At 69.3% G+C, this 14,891-nt stretch carries 15 protein-coding genes; 10 read left to right on the top strand and 5 right to left on the bottom strand.

Going from position 1 to position 14,891, the window contains the following annotated elements; translation table 11 throughout:
* The first annotated feature begins 3 nt into the window (after nt 1–3).
* From ribH to tolA, 7 genes are all read left to right on the top strand, one after another.
* The gene (gene ribH / locus PK606_RS01960; protein ID WP_324560020.1) at nt 4–468 is read left to right on the top strand and encodes a 6,7-dimethyl-8-ribityllumazine synthase; all 465 of its coding nucleotides are present in this window, start codon (nt 4–6) and stop codon (nt 466–468) included.
* A complete protein-coding gene (nusB, locus tag PK606_RS01955; protein WP_324560018.1) occupies nt 465–977 on the top strand; it encodes a transcription antitermination factor NusB in 513 nt (170 codons plus the stop codon). Before ribH ends, nusB begins: the two co-directional genes overlap by 4 nt.
* On the top strand, nt 974–2,203 hold the full coding sequence (locus tag PK606_RS01950; RefSeq protein WP_324560016.1) for a pyridoxal phosphate-dependent aminotransferase: 1,230 nt from the start codon (nt 974–976) through the stop codon (nt 2,201–2,203). The genes nusB and PK606_RS01950 overlap by 4 nt, the downstream gene beginning before the upstream one ends.
* A 13-nt stretch (nt 2,204–2,216) precedes the next feature.
* A complete protein-coding gene (ybgC, locus tag PK606_RS01945) occupies nt 2,217–2,630 on the top strand; it encodes a tol-pal system-associated acyl-CoA thioesterase (protein WP_324560014.1) in 414 nt (137 codons plus the stop codon).
* Nucleotides 2,627–3,340, top strand: a complete 714-nt coding sequence (tolQ, locus tag PK606_RS01940; protein ID WP_324560012.1) for a protein TolQ — start codon at nt 2,627–2,629, stop codon at nt 3,338–3,340. The genes ybgC and tolQ overlap by 4 nt, the downstream gene beginning before the upstream one ends.
* A 173-nt stretch (nt 3,341–3,513) precedes the next feature.
* Complete coding sequence (locus PK606_RS01935; protein WP_502920772.1) at nt 3,514–3,924, top strand: ExbD/TolR family protein; 411 nt, start codon at nt 3,514–3,516, stop codon at nt 3,922–3,924.
* A gap of 7 nt (nt 3,925–3,931) precedes the next feature.
* Entirely contained in the window at nt 3,932–5,107 is a 1,176-nt protein-coding gene (gene tolA / locus PK606_RS01930) for a cell envelope integrity protein TolA (RefSeq protein ID WP_324560008.1), read from the top strand.
* A gap of 133 nt (nt 5,108–5,240) precedes the next feature.
* Here tolA and dnaE read toward each other — a convergent pair whose 3' ends face one another.
* From dnaE to PK606_RS01910, 4 genes are all read right to left on the bottom strand, one after another.
* Nucleotides 5,241–8,738, bottom strand: coding sequence for a DNA polymerase III subunit alpha (dnaE, locus tag PK606_RS01925; protein WP_324560006.1), 3,498 nt, complete (start codon nt 8,736–8,738; stop codon nt 5,241–5,243).
* A gap of 143 nt (nt 8,739–8,881) precedes the next feature.
* Nucleotides 8,882–9,577 carry a DUF599 domain-containing protein gene (locus PK606_RS01920; protein ID WP_324560004.1) on the bottom strand — a complete coding sequence of 232 codons (696 nt, stop codon included), beginning with the start codon at nt 9,575–9,577 and terminating at the stop codon, nt 8,882–8,884.
* 98 nt (nt 9,578–9,675) lie between these two features.
* Nucleotides 9,676–10,086, bottom strand: coding sequence for a DoxX family protein (locus PK606_RS01915; RefSeq protein WP_324560002.1), 411 nt, complete (start codon nt 10,084–10,086; stop codon nt 9,676–9,678).
* Between the two features lie 142 nt (nt 10,087–10,228).
* Nucleotides 10,229–10,930: a pirin family protein gene (locus PK606_RS01910; protein ID WP_324560000.1), complete on the bottom strand. Its 702-nt coding sequence runs from the start codon at nt 10,928–10,930 to the stop codon at nt 10,229–10,231.
* A 100-nt stretch (nt 10,931–11,030) separates the two neighbouring features.
* On the opposite strand from PK606_RS01910, the gene PK606_RS01905 reads away from it, so the two are divergent.
* From PK606_RS01905 to gluQRS, 3 genes are all read left to right on the top strand, one after another.
* On the top strand, nt 11,031–11,966 hold the full coding sequence (locus PK606_RS01905; RefSeq protein WP_324559998.1) for a LysR family transcriptional regulator: 936 nt from the start codon (nt 11,031–11,033) through the stop codon (nt 11,964–11,966).
* 9 nt (nt 11,967–11,975) lie between these two features.
* Nucleotides 11,976–13,037, top strand: coding sequence for an NAD(P)/FAD-dependent oxidoreductase (locus PK606_RS01900; RefSeq protein ID WP_324559996.1), 1,062 nt, complete (start codon nt 11,976–11,978; stop codon nt 13,035–13,037).
* A gap of 82 nt (nt 13,038–13,119) precedes the next feature.
* The gene (gene gluQRS, locus PK606_RS01895) at nt 13,120–14,052 is read left to right on the top strand and encodes a tRNA glutamyl-Q(34) synthetase GluQRS (RefSeq protein ID WP_324559994.1); all 933 of its coding nucleotides are present in this window, start codon (nt 13,120–13,122) and stop codon (nt 14,050–14,052) included.
* Here the strand turns inward: gluQRS and PK606_RS01890 are convergent.
* Nucleotides 14,047–14,748, bottom strand: a complete 702-nt coding sequence (locus tag PK606_RS01890) for a TetR/AcrR family transcriptional regulator (protein ID WP_324559992.1) — start codon at nt 14,746–14,748, stop codon at nt 14,047–14,049. The genes gluQRS and PK606_RS01890 overlap by 6 nt on opposite strands.
* Nucleotides 14,749–14,891 lie beyond the last annotated feature (143 nt).

Raw genomic sequence — 14,891 nt, 5'->3', positions numbered from 1 at the left:
ATCATGTTCGAAGCCGACAAAGGACAACAGATCCCGCTCGATGGCAGCACGCTGCGCATCGGCATCGCGCAGGCGCGCTTCAACGAAGGCGTGACCAACGGCCTGCGCGACGCTTGCCTGGCCGAACTGGCGGCGCTGGGCGTGCCCGAGGACCACATCACCTTGGTCACCGTGCCCGGCGCGCTGGAGGTGCCGCTGACATTGCAGATGCTGGCCCGGCGCGGCGACGTCGACGCGCTGATCGCACTCGGCTGCATCATCCGCGGCGAGACCTACCACTTCGAGCTGGTCGCCAACGAGTCGGGCGCCGGCGTCACGCGGGTGGCGCTGGACAGCGGCCTGCCGGTGGCCAACGCCATCCTGACCACCGAGAACCTGGCGCAGGCCATCGTGCGTCAGGTCGAGAAAGGCCGCGACGCCGCCCGGGTGGCGGTGGAGATGGCGCTGCTGAAAGCGCAGCTCGCATGACCGCCACCAGGCGCCCGGCGCCGGGCAAGATCGCCGGCGGCGGCACCCGCAAGTCGTCCGCCAAGTCGCCCCGCTCGCGCGCGCGCGAATTCGCGCTGCAGGGCCTGTACCAGCACTTCGTCGGCGGCAGCGACGTGGCGGTGATCGACGGCTTCACGCGCGAGCTGCAGGGCTTCGCCAAGGCCGATTCGGTGCATTACGACGCCCTGCTGCACGGTTGCATCGAGCTGGCCGGCGACCTCGACGCGCTGATCGTGCCGCTGCTGGACCGCGAGCTGGGCCAGATCTCGCCGATCGAGCGCGGCTGCATGTGGATCGGCGCCTACGAGCTGCTCAAGTGCGCCGACGTGCCCTGGCGCGTGGTGCTAAACGAGTGCATCGAGCTGGCCAAGGATTTCGGCGGCACCGACGGCCACAAGTACGTCAACGCGGTGCTGAACGGGCTGGCGCCGCGGCTGCGCCCGCTCGAGGTCGAGGCCGACCGCGGCGCGGCGCGGAACCAGGCATGAGGATCGCCGCCCGCGCCCAGCGCATCGAGCCGTTCTACGTGATGGAAATGGCCAAGTCGGCCGCCGCCATCGCGCGCGAGGCCGCCGGCAGCGAGCGGCCGATGATCTACCTGAACATCGGCGAGCCCGACTTCACCGCGCCGCCGCTGGTGCAGGAGGCGGCGGAGAAGGCCATCCGCGACGGCCACACCCAGTACACCCAGGCCACCGGCCTGCCCGAGCTGCGCGAGCGCATCAGCCACTGGTATGCGCAGCGCTTTGGCGTGCCGGTGCCGGCACGCCGCATCGTCGTCACCGCCGGTGCGTCGGCCGCGCTGCAGCTGGCCTGCCTGGCGCTCATCGACGCCGGCGACGAAGTGCTGATGCCGGACCCGAGCTATCCGTGCAACCGCCAGTTCGTCAGCATGGCCGAGGGCCGCGCGGTGCTGATCCCCTCCACCGCCGCCGAGCGCTTCCAGCTCAGCGGCGACAAGGTGCGCGAGGCCTGGGGCGCGCACACGCGCGGCGTGCTGCTGGCCTCGCCGTCGAACCCCACCGGCACCTCGATCCACCCCGACGAGCTGCGCCGCATCCAGGCGGTGGTGGCCGAACGTGGCGGCATCACGCTGATCGACGAGATCTACCTCGGCCTGTCGTTCGACGACACCTACGGCCACAGCGCGTTGGGCCTGTCCGACCAGGTCATCAGCATCAACAGCTTCAGCAAGTACTTCAACATGACCGGCTGGCGCCTGGGCTGGCTGGTGGTGCCCGACGCCCTGGTCGACACCGTGGAGCAGATCGCCCAGCACCTCTACATCTGCCCCAGCACGGTGTCGCAGCACGCGGCGCTGGCCTGCTTCGAAGCCGCCAGCCTGGCCGAGTACGAGCGCCGCCGCGCCGAATTCAAGGCGCGGCGCGACTGGTTCGTGCCGCAGCTGAACGCGCTGGGCCTGCATGTGCCGGTCACGCCCGACGGCGCCTTCTACGCCTGGGCCGACTGCGGCGCGGCGTGTGACAAGTTGTTCGGCCCGCCCGGCGCGATCCGCTCCGAATACAATAGCGGCATGCAGACTGCCGGCAGTTGGGAATTGGCCTTCGAACTGATGAAGCGCGCCCACCTGGCAGTGACACCCGGCCGCGACTTCGGCCATGCCGACACCGCTCGCTACATCCGCTTCTCGACCGCCAACTCGATGCCGCAACTGCAGGCCGCGGTGGAGCGCCTGCACGAGGTGCTGGCCTAGGCGAGCCGTGGCGATGGCGTTTGAGTTCCCGATCCGCATCTACTGGGAAGACACCGATGCCGGCGGCATCGTGTTCTACGCCAACTACCTGAAGTTCTTCGAACGCGCCCGCACCGAATGGCTGCGCGCGCTCGGTCTCGGCCAGCGCGCGCTGCGCGAGCACTCCGGCGGCATGTTCGTGGTCGTCGATGCGGCGCTGAAATACCTGCGCCCGGCACACCTGGACGATGAACTAATCGTCACCGCCCAGCTCCAAGAGGCCGGCCGCGCCGGCCTGGTGTTGGCGCAGCAGGCGCTGCTGGCCGATCCCGCGACCGGCCAGCGCGACCTGCTCTGCAACGGCACCATCCGCGTCGGCTGGGTCGAGGCCGCCAGCATGAAACCCGCCCGTATTCCAGCCCCCATTCTCAATAAGCTGAACCCATGAGCCAGGATTTTTCCATCCTCCATCTGGTGGTCAACGCCAGCTTCATCGTGCAGTTCGTCATGCTGCTGCTGCTGGTCGGCTCGATCGCCAGCTGGGCCGCCATCTTTCGCAAGCTGCGTGCGCTCAAGAGCATCAAGCTGCAGAACGACGACTTCGAGCGCGACTTCTGGTCCGGCACCAGCCTCAACGACCTGTATGCCTCGGCGGCGCAGAACGCCAAGCGCGGCGGTCCGATGGAGCGCATCTTCGCCAGCGGCATGCGCGAGTACCAGAAGCTGCGCGAGCGCCGCATCGGCGACCCGGGCACGCTGCTCGACGGCGCGCGCCGCGCCATGCGCGCCAGCTTCCAGCGCGAGCTCGACGCGGCGGAGGTCAACCTGTCCTTCCTCGCCTCGGTCGGTTCGGTCAGCCCCTACGTCGGCCTGTTCGGCACCGTCTGGGGCATCATGCACGCCTTCACCGGTCTGGCCAGCCTGCAGCAGGTGACGCTGGCCACGGTGGCGCCCGGCATCGCCGAGGCGCTGGTGGCGACCGCGCTCGGCCTGTTCGCCGCCATTCCGGCCGTAGTCGCCTACAACCGCTTCGCGCGCGACATCGACCGCATCGCCATCAAGCTGGAGACCTTCATCGAGGAGTTCTCCAACATCCTGCAGCGCAACCTGGGCGTGCACGCGGCGCCGGCCGGCACCGCGACCCCGACCGGATACTGAGATGATTACCCCCCACGCTCTCCACTTCGTGGTTCGCTGCCCCCCCACGGGGGGCCCAGTGCCCTTCGGGCGGCCGGGCGGGAGCACGAAAGCCCCCCACGCTCTCCACTCCGTGGTTCGCTGCCCCCCCGAGGGGGGTCCAATGCCATTCGGGCGGCCGGGCGGGCATTGACATGGCGACCGTCCCACCCCGCGGGCGCGGCCGCCGCGCCATGAACGAGATCAACATGGTGCCCTTCATCGACGTGATGCTGGTGCTGCTGATCATCTTCATGGTGACGGCCCCGTTGATCGCGCCTGGCGTGATCAACGTGCCGAGCGCCGGCAAATCGAGCAAGGCGCCCGACAAGCGCGTCGACGTGCAGATCGACAGCGAGGGCAAGCTGTCGCTGGCCGGCGAGATCCAGCGCGAGGGCATCAGCGAGAAGGAAGCCGTGGCGGCCATCCGTGCGCTGCTCGAGGACAACCCGGACATGCCGATCATGATCGCTGCCGACAGCGAACTACGCTACCAGCAGGTCATGAACATGATGAAGGAGCTGCGCGAGGCCGGTGTGCAGCGCGTCGGCCTGGCCGTGAAGTAGGGAAATCGTGAACGCCATCGCCCTCGAACGCGCCGAATTCGATCCGCCCCCACCGGGCGGCTTCGGCCGCTCGTTCGCGCTGGCGCTGCTGGCCCACCTGCTGCTGATCCTGGCACTGACCTGGGGCCTGCAGTGGAACAAGGATCCGCAGGACGTGGCGGTCGATGCCGAGCTGTGGTCGCCGGCGCCACAGCGCGCAGCGCCGCGCGCGGCCCCGCCGCCACCCGAGCCGGTGGTAAAGACCGCGCCACCACCGCCCGAGCCGACACCAGCCCCGGCGCCAGCCCCAGCGCCGGAGCCCGTGGCCAAGGCACCGCCGCCACCGCCGAAGCCCGCCGTCGACGAGCAGCGTGATGCCGAGATCGCGCTGGCGCAGAAGAAGAAGCGCGAAGAGGAACAGCGCAAGCTGGCCGAGGCGCGCGAGGAGCAGCGCAAGGAACTGGCCGAGAAGCGCCGCCTGGAGCAGCAGAAGCTGGCCGAGGAAAAACGCCGCGAGGAACAGGCGCGCAAGGAACTCGCCGAGAAGAAGAAGGCCGAGGAAGCCAGGCGCAAGGAAGTGGCAGAGCAGAAAGCCGCCGAGGAAGCCAAGCGCAAGGAAGTCGCCGAGAAGAAGGCGGCCGAGGAGGCCAGGCGCAAGGAGCTGGCCGAGAAGAAGAAGGCCGCCGAGGAGGCCAAGCGCAAGGAAGCGCTGGCCAAGGCCGAGGCGGACAAGAAAGCCAAGGAAGAAGCGGCGCGCAAGGCCGAGGCCGATCGCGTGGCCAAGGCCGAGGCAGCCGAGAAACGCGCCGAAACCGCCCGCCGGCAGGAAGCGCTGCGCCGCATGGCGGCGCTGGCCGGCAGCGATGGCGGCAGCGCCGCAGCCGGCTCGGGCAGCGGCAAGGGCCGTGCCGGTGGCGACGACGAGCGTGACGCCGGCCCCTCGGGCAACTACGCCGCCCGCATCCGCGCCGCCGTGCGTCCCAACATCGTGTTCACCGACGACGTCTCCGGCAACCCGGTGGCCGAGGTCGAGGTGCGCACCGGCCCCACCGGCACCATCATCAGCCGCCGCGTCGTCAAGTCCAGCGGCGTCAAGTCCTGGGACGATGCCGTGCTGCGCGCGCTCGACCGCACCGAGAAGCTGCCCTCGGACAACGGCCGCTACTGGAATCCGATGCTGATCACCTTCCGGCTGCGCGACTGAGGCAGCGGCGGCATCGGCAGGAGATGGTGGGCGGCGGCAGCCGCGAACCGGCGAACAGGCGTTCCGGTCTGGCGACAAGCCGGTTCGCGGCTTCCGCTGCTGCTACGGGCGACGGACCGAGGTGATCAGCACATCACTCGTACACCACCATCGCCCGCCCCTCGTCGGCCTGCGCCATCCAGCTGGCCAGCGCCGCGTCGCTGGGGAAGAACCGGGCCTCGTCGCCGAGCTGCAGCTGCGCCATCACGCCGCCTTTCTCGCCGCGCCGCTCCAGCAGCAGGCGCACCGGCAGGCCGCGCAGCAGCTCGCCATGCTCGGTGCGCTCGATTTGCGGCGGGTACTCGGCCAGCAGCCGACGCACGTCGGGCACGCGGCCATTGACTGCCACGCGCAGGAACTTGCCGAAGCGGCAGCGCGCCGTCGGCAGGTCCCACACCTGCGTGACGTTGAACTGCAAGCCGCCCGAGAAGCGGTCCGGCATGGCCTTGCCCATGACGACGACGAACTCGTCGTCCTTCAGCAGGTTGCGGTGCTGGTTGATCAGCGCCTCCTCAGCGCGCGCCTCGACCACACCTGACTTGTCGTCCAGCTTGAACAGCGCCAGCTTGCCGCGCTGGCCGTTGATGACGCGCAGGTCGCCGACGATGCCGGCCAGCAGCTGCGGCTCGCGGCTGTCGCTCAGGTCGGCGATGGACCGGCGCACGAACTGGCGCACCTCGCGCTCGACCTCATCGAACAGATGGCCCGACAGGTAGAAGCCGATGGCGGTCTTCTCCAGCGACAGGCGCTCCTTCACGCCCCAGGGCGTGACAGCGGGCAGCTCGGGTTCCTGCGTACTGGAGCCGTGGCCATCGTCGAGCAGGTCGAACAGGCCACCCTGGTTGGCATTGGCCTCGCTGGCGGCGGCAAAGTCGAACGCCAGATCGAGTGCCGCTGCCAGGGCGGCCCGGTTGCGCTGCAGTGAATCGAAGGCGCCGGCGCGGATCAGTGCCTCGACGGTGCGCTTGTTGACGCGCGTGCGGTCGATGCGGCGGCAGAAATCGAACAGGCTGGTGAACGGCCCGCTCTCGCCGCCGCCATTGCCGTCGCCGCGGCCCTCGCGCGCCGCCACGATCGCCTCGATGGCTTGCTGGCCGGTGCCCTTGATGGCGCCCAGTCCGTAGCGGATCAGGCTGTCGCTGACGGGCTCGAAGCGATGGCCGCCGCGGTTCACGTCGGGCGGCTCGAACGCCATGCCTTCCTTCAGCGCATCCTCGTACAGCACCTTCAGCTTGTCGGTGTTGTCCATCTCCACCGTCATGTTGGCGCAGAAGAACTCGGCCGTGTAGTGCACCTTCAGCCAGGCCGTGTGGTAGGCCAGCAGCGAGTAGGCGGCGGCGTGCGACTTGTTGAAGCCGTAGCCGGCGAACTTCTCCATCAGGTCGAAGACCTCGTCGGCCTTGCCCTCGCCGATGCCGTTCTTCGCTGCGCCGGCGCGGAAGATGCCGCGGTGCTTCGCCATCTCCTCGGGCTTCTTCTTGCCCATGGCTCGGCGCAGCAGGTCGGCACCGCCGAGCGAGTAGCCGCCCAGGATCTGCGCCGTCTGCATCACCTGCTCCTGGTAGACCATGATGCCGTAGGTCTCGGCCAGGATGCCCTCGACCAGCGGGTGCGGGTACTCGACCGGCTCGCGCCCGTGCTTGCGCGCGACAAAGCTGGGAATCAGGTCCATCGGGCCCGGGCGGTACAGCGCGTTGAGCGCGATCAAATCCTCCAGCCGGGTCGGCCGGGCGTCGCGCAGCATGCCCTGCATACCGCGGCTTTCAAACTGGAACACGGCTTCGGTGCGGCCATCCTGGAACAGCTTGTAGGTGTCCTTGTCATCAAGCGCGATGCGCTCGAAGGCGAAGTCGCGCTGGCCCGGGTGGCGCCGGCGGATCAGCTCCTTGGCGATTTCCAGGATCGTCAGCGTGGCCAGGCCGAGGAAGTCGAACTTGACCAGGCCCACCGCCTCAACGTCGTCCTTGTCGTACTGGCTCACCGCCGATTCGCTGCCGGGCTGCTGGTAGAGCGGGCAGAAATCGGTCAGCTTGCCGGGCGCGATCAGCACGCCGCCGGCGTGCATGCCGACGTTGCGCGTCAGCCCCTCGAGCTTCTGCGCCAGCGCCAGCAGCGTCTTGACCTCATCCTCCTTCGCGTAGCGCTCGGCCAGGATCGGCTCGACCTTCATGGCGCCGTCGATGGTGATGTGCTGGCCCGGCTTGTTCGGGATCAGCTTGCTGATGCCGTCGCAGAAGGTGTAGCTCATGTCGAGCACGCGGCCGACGTCACGGATCGCCGCGCGCGCCGCCAGGGTGCCGAAGGTGGCGATCTGGCTCACCGCCTCCCTGCCGTACTTGCCCTTCACGTAGTCGATCACGCGGTCGCGGTTGGCCTGGCAGAAGTCGATGTCGAAGTCGGGCATCGACACCCGCTCGGGGTTCAGGAAGCGCTCGAACAGCAGCTGGTATTCCAGCGGGTCGAGGTCGGTGATCTTCAGCGCGTAGGCCACCAGCGAACCGGCGCCGGAGCCGCGCCCCGGCCCGACCGGACAGCCGTTTTCCTTGGCCCAGTTGATGAAGTCGCCGACGATCAGGAAGTAGCCCGGAAAGCCCATCTTCAGGATGGTGTCGATCTCGAACTCCAGCCGCTGCAGGTAGCGCGGGCGCTCGGCATCGCGCCTGGCCGCATCGGGGTAGAGCTGCTGCAGGCGCTCCTCCAGACCCTGCACCGACATCTGGTGGAAGTAGCTCTCGGTGTTGTGGCCGGCGGGCACCGGGAACTCCGGCAGCTGCGGCTGGCCCAGGCTCAGCGTCAGGTTGCAGCGCTGGGCGATCTGCACCGTGTTGGCCAGCGCCGAGGGCACGTCGGCGAACAGCTGCCGCATCTCGGCGCCGGACTTGAAGTACTGCTCGGTGGTGAAGCGGCGCACGCGCCGCGGATTGCCCAGGATCTCGCCCTCGGCGATGCACACGCGCGCCTCGTGCGCCTCGTAGTCGTCGGCGCCGGCGAACTGCACCGGGTGCGTCGCCACCACCGGCAGTTGCAGGCGCGCCGCCAGCTGCACCGCGGCCACCACGTGCACCTCGTCATCGGCGCGGCCGGCACGCTGCAGTTCCAGGTAGAAGCGCTGCGGAAAGGCCTCGGCCAGCTGCCGCCCCAGTTCGTCCGCCTGCGCCGCGCTGCCCTGCAGCAGCGCCATACCGACCGGGCCGGCCTGCGCGCCCGAAAGCAGGATCAGGCCGTCGGACAGCTCGCACAGCCAGTTCCACTGCACCACCGCCTGCGCCTTCACCAGCCCGCGCGTCCAGGCCCGCGCCAGCAACTCCGACAGGTTGAGGTAGCCCTGCCGGCCCTGCACCAGCAGCAGCACGCGCGACAGCGCTTCCGGGTCGCTGCCCAGCCCCTGCAGCAGGATCTCGGCGCCCAAGATCGGCTTGACGCCCTGTTCACGCGCCGCCCGGTAGAACTTGATGGCGCCGAACAGGTTGCCCAGGTCGGTGATCGCCAGCGCCGGTTGCTGGTCCAGGCGCGCGGCCTTGACCAGTTCATCGACGCGCATGGTGCCGTCAATGACCGAGAACTCGCTGTGGATACGCAGGTGGACAAACATCGGGTGCATCAGGGCGCGGGCGCGCAAGGGAAAACGGGATTGGCGGCGCCATCAGCCGATGCGCAGCGTGCCGGCGCCGGCCTGTGGGCGATGACGACGCGGCAAGAATACACCCTGCCCGCGCCTGCGGCCGCCGCCGGCCTTCAGTCGCGCAGCACCGCCAGCACCTCGGAGCGGAATTCGCGCGAATACAGCACGATCGCCACCAGCACCGCCGCCAGCATCAGCACCGCCGGCGAGAAGAACCAGCCCATCGCAGCGAACGAGAAATAGTACGCGCGCAGGCCGTCGTTGAAGGCCTCGGCGGCCGCAGCCACCAGCGCGCCGGCGCGCCCGGCGTACTTCTTGCGGTCGTAGCGGCCGGCTTCGAACTCTTCGGCCGGCGGCATCGAGCCGATCACCAGCGCGACGAAGGTGTACTGCCGCATCGACCAGGAAAAGCGGAAATAGGCATAGACGAAGATCGCCACCAGCAGCACGATCTTGAACTCGAACACCAGCATCGGCGTCGGCTGCGCGAACGGGAACTCGCGCACGAACTCGGCCGCTCGGTCGGTGGTGCCGAGCAGGGCGAACAGGCCGCCGATGACGATGATGGTGGTCGAGCAGAAGAACGCCGGCGTGCTCGACAGGTTCTGCGTGATCATGCCGTCCAGCATGCGCGGCTCGCGCGCCGTAGCCTGTTCCATCCAGTAGCGGCGGTAGCGGTTGGTGGTACTCAGCAGCGAGCGCTGGCGCCGTCCCCACACGCGCGCAAACGCCACGTAGCCGACCCAGATGGCCAGGAAGGCTGCCAGCGCGAGCCAGTCGAGCAGCGGCAGCATGGCGAAGATTTTCATGGCGCGATTATTGGCGCAGATGCGTCAACGCCTCGCGGCCGCGAGGCGCGAGGCGTTGCTGTGCCGACGACTCCGCGGAGCCGATCGGATGGGCGCGATCAGGCCCGGCGGCGGGCGTCCAGGCTCAGCGCGCCGGCACCCAGGGCTGCGAAGGCCAGCAGGCCGCCGACCATGCCCAGGTTCTTGCCGAACATCAGCTGCTGCACCATCTGCTGCTCGGCCGGAACCGCCCAGTAGTTGTGGAAGAACAGCGCCGCCGCGGCGGTGAACAGGGCCAGCGCCAGCGCGGCCCAGCGTGTCTTGTAGCCGATCAGCAGCGCGATGCCGGCGCCGATCTCGACCACGATCGCCAGCGCCGCCAGCACTTCGGGCATCGGCAGGCCCTTGGAGGCGATATAGCCGACGGTGCCGCCGAAGCCAGCGCCCAGCTTGCTGAAGCCGGCCGGGATGAAGATGTAGGCCAGCAGCAGGCGGCCGATCAGGGCGAGGGGATTCTGCAGTGCGTTCATGGTGTTTTCTTGTCTTTCAGTTCAGGTTGAAGATTGATGTGAATAGTTGAAGCGTTGAACATTGGGCTGCCGTACGACGCGCGACAGCCCAGCCTGCACCGCCCCTTGCGAGGGCGGCACAGGCACGCGTTTCTTGGGTTGCTCAGGCCGCCAGGTCAAACACCAGCACCTCGGCATCGCGGCCGCCATCGAGCCGGATCGCGCTCTCGCGCTCGATCAGCGCCGCATCGCCGCCGGACAGCTGCTGGCCGTTCACCGCCAGCTCGCCGCGCACCAGGTGCACGTAGGCCTTGCGCGCCGGATCCAGACCCAGTTCGGCCGACTCGTCGCCGTCGAACAGGCCGGCGTAGAGCGCGGCATCGGCATGGATCCTGACCGCACCCGCATCGGGATCGTGGGCGGCAATCAGCCGCAGCTGGCCGCGCTTGTCGGCGGCCGGTACGGTCTTCTGCTCGTAGCTCGGCGCGATGCCGGTCACGTTGGGCTCGATCCAGATCTGCAGGAAGTGCGTGTGCCGGCCCTCGGCGTGGTTGAACTCGCTGTGCATCACGCCGCTGCCGGCGCTCATGCGCTGCACGTCGCCGGGTGGGATGCCCTTGACGTTCCCCATGCTGTCCTTGTGCGCCAGATTGCCTTCCAGCACGTAGCTGATGATCTCCATGTCACGGTGGCCGTGCGCGCCGAAACCGGTGCCGGGGGCGATGCGGTCCTCGTTGATGACGCGCAGGTTGCCCCAGCCCATGTGCGCCGGGTCGTAGTAGCCGGCGAACGAGAAGCTGTGGTAGGACTTCAGCCAACCGTGGTCGGCGTAGCCGCGGTCGAGTGATTTGCGAATCGAGATCATGGCGTGCGTGCTCCTTGAATGACCCTGACTTTAGGCCGCGGTCGCGGTTTTGAAACCGCACGGCTTTGATGGCATCATTCAAAAAAACTGAATCGCCCTCATGAGCTTCGCCGCCGACGTCCTCACGCCCGACGCCTTCCGCATCCTCAACGCGATCGCCAGGGCGCGCAGCTTCGCCGGCGCCGCGCGCGAACTCGGCATGGTGCCCAGCGCGCTGACTTACCGCGTGCGTCAGATCGAGGACGCGCTAGACGTGCTGCTGTTCGACCGCAGTTCGCGCCAGGCCCGGCCGACCGCCGCCGGCGCCGAGCTGCTGGCGCAGGGCGAGCGGCTGCAGCAGGAGATCGACGCCGTGGTGCATCGTGTCAAGCGCGTCGCCTCCGGCTGGGAGCCCGAGCTGACCATCGCCGCCGACGGCGTGATCTCGCATTCGGCGCTGATGGAGTTGTGCTGCGACTTCTTCGGCCTGAAGCCGCCCACCCGCCTGCGCCTGCGCGAGGAAATCCTCAGCGGCACCATCGGCGCGCTGACCTCGGGCAAGGCCGACCTGGCGATCGGCGTCATCCTGGAGCCCTCGCGCGCCGCCAACCTGCAGGCCCGGCCGCTGGGGCAGATCCGCTTCGTCTACGCGATGGCGCCGCACCACCCGCTGGCCAGCGCGCGCGAGCCGCTGTCGGACCTGGACCTACTCAAGCACCGCGGCATCGTGGTGGCGGATTCGGTGCAGAACGGGATCACGCAGTCGTTCGGCCTGATCGAGGGCCAGGAAACCTTCACCGTGTCGAGCTTGCGCACCAAGCTCGACGCCCACCTGCGCGGCCTGGGCGCCGGCTTCCTGCCGGAGCCGATCGCCCGGCCCTACCTGGCCACCGGCCGGCTGGTGGCGCGGCGCGTCGAGCGCAGCACGCGGGTGGCGACACTCAACTACGCCTGGCGCTCCAGCGCCAGTCCGGGCCAGGCACTGTCGTGGTGGCTGACACAGCTCGAGCGTCCGATCACGCGGCGCGCATTGCTGGAACAGCACGGCAGCCTGTAGAGTTCGCGCATGGCCCAAACCTCCGCACCCTCACCCCGCCGCATCGCCGTGATCGGCGCCGGCATCGCCGGCCTGGCCTGCGCGCGCACGCTGCGGCAGGCCGGCCATGCAGTGACCATGTTCGAGGCCGACGCGCAGCCCGGCGGGCGTGTGGCGACGCTGGCAACACCGTTCGGCAGCTTCGACACCGGGGCGCAGTACTTCACCGTGCGCGATGCGCGCCTGGCCACCACGCTGCAGGCCACCGCCGCCGACCTGGCCCGGCGCTGGAGCGCCAGCGCCGTGCGCGTGCTGGACGACTGCGGCCGCGTCGCCGAAGCCGCGCGACCGCGCGGCGAGGCGCACTGGGTCGCCATGCCCAGCATGAGCGCGCTGCCGGCGCGCTGGGCCGAACCGCTGCAGACCGAAGGTGCGCTGCAGCTGTCGACCCACGTCCAGAGCCTGGCGCCCGACGCCCTCGACGCCCGGCGCTGGCAGCTGCACACGCAGGGGCCGGCCGACGAGCAGCGCGTGCACGCAGGCTTCGACGCCCTCGTGCTGGCGCTGCCGGCGCCCGAGGCGCGGCGCCTGCTGGCCGGCGCGCCAGCGGCGGCGGCGCTGGCCGAGCCGCTCGACGCCATCGAGATCGCGCCCTGCTGGAACCTCTCGCTGGCCTTTCCCAACGCCAGCCAGCCGGGCACGCTGGGCCCGCAGTGGAACGCCGCCCGCAGCACCCACCACCGCGTCGCCTGGCTGACGCGCGAATCGTCCAAGCCCGGGCGTGAACCGGTCGAGCGCTGGACCGTGCAGGCCAGCCACGTCTGGTCGACCGAGCACGCCGGCGACCCGGCCGCGCGTGTCACCGCCAAGCTGCTGAAGGCGTTCGCCGAGATCACCGGCATCCGCGCCACGCCCGCCTGGACCGAGGTCCGGCTGTGGCCGCAAGCGCGCACGCTGCACGCGCTCGGCCAGCCCTTCGTCTGGGATGCGCAACGCGGCATCGGCCTGTGCGGCGACTGGTGCATCGGCGACCGGGTCGAAGACGCTTTCGTGTCGGGGCTGGAACTCGCGCTCCGGATGGTTAAGCGCTGAGCATCGAACGGTTGGCGGTGCATCGCGTCAGCAAGTCCCGGCTTCCACGCTGAACGCCCGGCACCGGACGCCGAACCATCTCATGTACGTCGGCCGCTTCGCCCCCTCACCGACCGGGCCGCTGCACGCCGGCTCGCTGGTGGCGGCGCTGGCAAGCTGGCTCGATGCACGCGCACACGGCGGGCGCTGGCTGGTGCGCATCGAGGATATCGACACGCCACGCTGCGTACCCGGCGCCGACGCGCTGATCCTGCAGCAACTGGCCGCCTGCGGTCTGCGGCCCGACGCAGCGCCGCTGTGGCAGTCGCAGCGCACGCCGCTGTACCGTCAGGCGCTGGACCGCCTGATCGACCAGGGCCTGGCCTATCCCTGCGGCTGCTCGCGCAAGGACATCGAGGAGGCACAACTGCTGCGCGGCATCATCCGCACGCGCGGTGCCGAGTTGCCCTACCCCGGCACCTGCCGCCCCGAGCGCGGCGGCCTGCAAGGCCACACCGCACGCGCCTGGCGCCTGCGCACCGGCTTCGATGCCGGCACCGTGCCGGTAGCTTCATGCATCCCGGCGTCGGGGCAGCCGATCCCGTGGCACGACCGGCGCCTGGGCGCGCAGTCGCAGGACCTTGAGCGCGAGGTCGGCGACTTCGTGCTGCTGCGCGCCGACGGCCTGTGGGCCTACCAGCTGGCGGTGGTGGTCGACGACGCCGACCAGGGCATCACCCACGTGGTGCGCGGCGAGGACCTGGCCGACAACACACCGCGCCAGATCCTGCTGCAACGTGCGCTCGGCCTGCCCACGCCCGGCTACCTGCACACCCCGCTGGTGCTGGCCGCCGACGGCCAGAAGCTCAGCAAGCAGAACGGTGCGCAAGCGCTTGACGTCGATGATCCGGCCTTGGCCCTGAACCAGGCAGCGGCGCATCTGGGCCTGACGATTCATGGCGGACTCACTGGTCCAGGTGAACTGCTGATGCGCTGGACAGCCGAGTGGCGCGAGCGCTGGCCGCTGCCGTCATGACTTGCGAGCGCGCGTACCGGATGGCACGGCCCGCACCCGCACGGGCTCCTTCCGGGCCAGGATGCCACCCAACAGCAACTCCACTGCCTGGTCGGTGACCTGCTCCGGCGTCAGGCCGCCGTCGTCGCGGTACCAGCGCCCGATCCAGCTTAAAGCGCCGGCCAGCGTGAAGGCCGCCATCTTGGGATCGCAGGGCACCAGGCTGCCCTCCGCTATGCCCTCGGCAATCAGGCGGCGGAACTCGCGATCGATGCCGCCCTTGAGCTGCCGCAACTCCTTTTTCAGCGGCGCCGGCAGCGGGTCCTCGCCGATGCGGATCACGCACTTGCCGAACTCCTCGGTCACGATGCCGGCATAGATCCTCATGCAGGCGATCAGCTGGTCCAGCGCCCGCCCGCCGTCACGCCGCACCGCGTCGATGCCCTCGTGCATCATCACCAGCGCGCTGCGCACGCACTCCAGCAGGATCTCGTCCTTGCTCTTGACGTAGTAGTACAGCGTCGGCTTGGTGACGTGCAGGCACTCGGCGATGTCGTCCAGCGAGGTGGCATGGAAGCCACGCTCGTTGAACAGCCGCGCCGCCGTCTGCAGCACCGCCTGGCGCTTGGCCTCGCGCTGGCGCGCACGCGCGACGGCCGGCTCCCAGGGAGAGGCCGCGACGCGCTTGGCGGCAGTCGTGGATCGAGTTCGACTCATGAATGACTGGGGTAATTCCCGATGCCTGCGTGTCTCGTCATCACGAGAATATCCACGCTTGTTACTGACGAGTAGCTAATCTACGGTTCAGTAGCATCCTCGACAAGCCCTGGCAAACCCTGCCCCACTCCACGAAGCCAACC

The sequence above is a fragment of the Ottowia sp. genome (assembly GCF_035444425.1).
Lineage (GTDB): Bacteria > Pseudomonadota > Gammaproteobacteria > Burkholderiales > Burkholderiaceae_C > Ottowia.
This window is presented reverse-complemented; position numbering and strand designations above follow the sequence as displayed.

Coding starts and splice junctions, on each gene's coding strand:
- ribH (WP_324560020.1), top strand. CDS start 4: ATGTTCGAAGCCGACAAAGGACAACAGATCCCGCTCGATGGCAGCACG.
- nusB (WP_324560018.1), top strand. CDS start 465: ATGACCGCCACCAGGCGCCCGGCGCCGGGCAAGATCGCCGGCGGCGGC.
- PK606_RS01950 (WP_324560016.1), top strand. CDS start 974: ATGAGGATCGCCGCCCGCGCCCAGCGCATCGAGCCGTTCTACGTGATG.
- ybgC (WP_324560014.1), top strand. CDS start 2,217: ATGGCGTTTGAGTTCCCGATCCGCATCTACTGGGAAGACACCGATGCC.
- tolQ (WP_324560012.1), top strand. CDS start 2,627: ATGAGCCAGGATTTTTCCATCCTCCATCTGGTGGTCAACGCCAGCTTC.
- PK606_RS01935 (WP_502920772.1), top strand. CDS start 3,514: ATGGCGACCGTCCCACCCCGCGGGCGCGGCCGCCGCGCCATGAACGAG.
- dnaE (WP_324560006.1), bottom strand. CDS start 8,738: ATGTTTGTCCACCTGCGTATCCACAGCGAGTTCTCGGTCATTGACGGC.
- PK606_RS01920 (WP_324560004.1), bottom strand. CDS start 9,577: ATGAAAATCTTCGCCATGCTGCCGCTGCTCGACTGGCTCGCGCTGGCA.
- PK606_RS01915 (WP_324560002.1), bottom strand. CDS start 10,086: ATGAACGCACTGCAGAATCCCCTCGCCCTGATCGGCCGCCTGCTGCTG.
- PK606_RS01910 (WP_324560000.1), bottom strand. CDS start 10,930: ATGATCTCGATTCGCAAATCACTCGACCGCGGCTACGCCGACCACGGT.
- PK606_RS01905 (WP_324559998.1), top strand. CDS start 11,031: ATGAGCTTCGCCGCCGACGTCCTCACGCCCGACGCCTTCCGCATCCTC.
- PK606_RS01900 (WP_324559996.1), top strand. CDS start 11,976: ATGGCCCAAACCTCCGCACCCTCACCCCGCCGCATCGCCGTGATCGGC.
- gluQRS (WP_324559994.1), top strand. CDS start 13,120: ATGTACGTCGGCCGCTTCGCCCCCTCACCGACCGGGCCGCTGCACGCC.
- PK606_RS01890 (WP_324559992.1), bottom strand. CDS start 14,748: ATGAGTCGAACTCGATCCACGACTGCCGCCAAGCGCGTCGCGGCCTCT.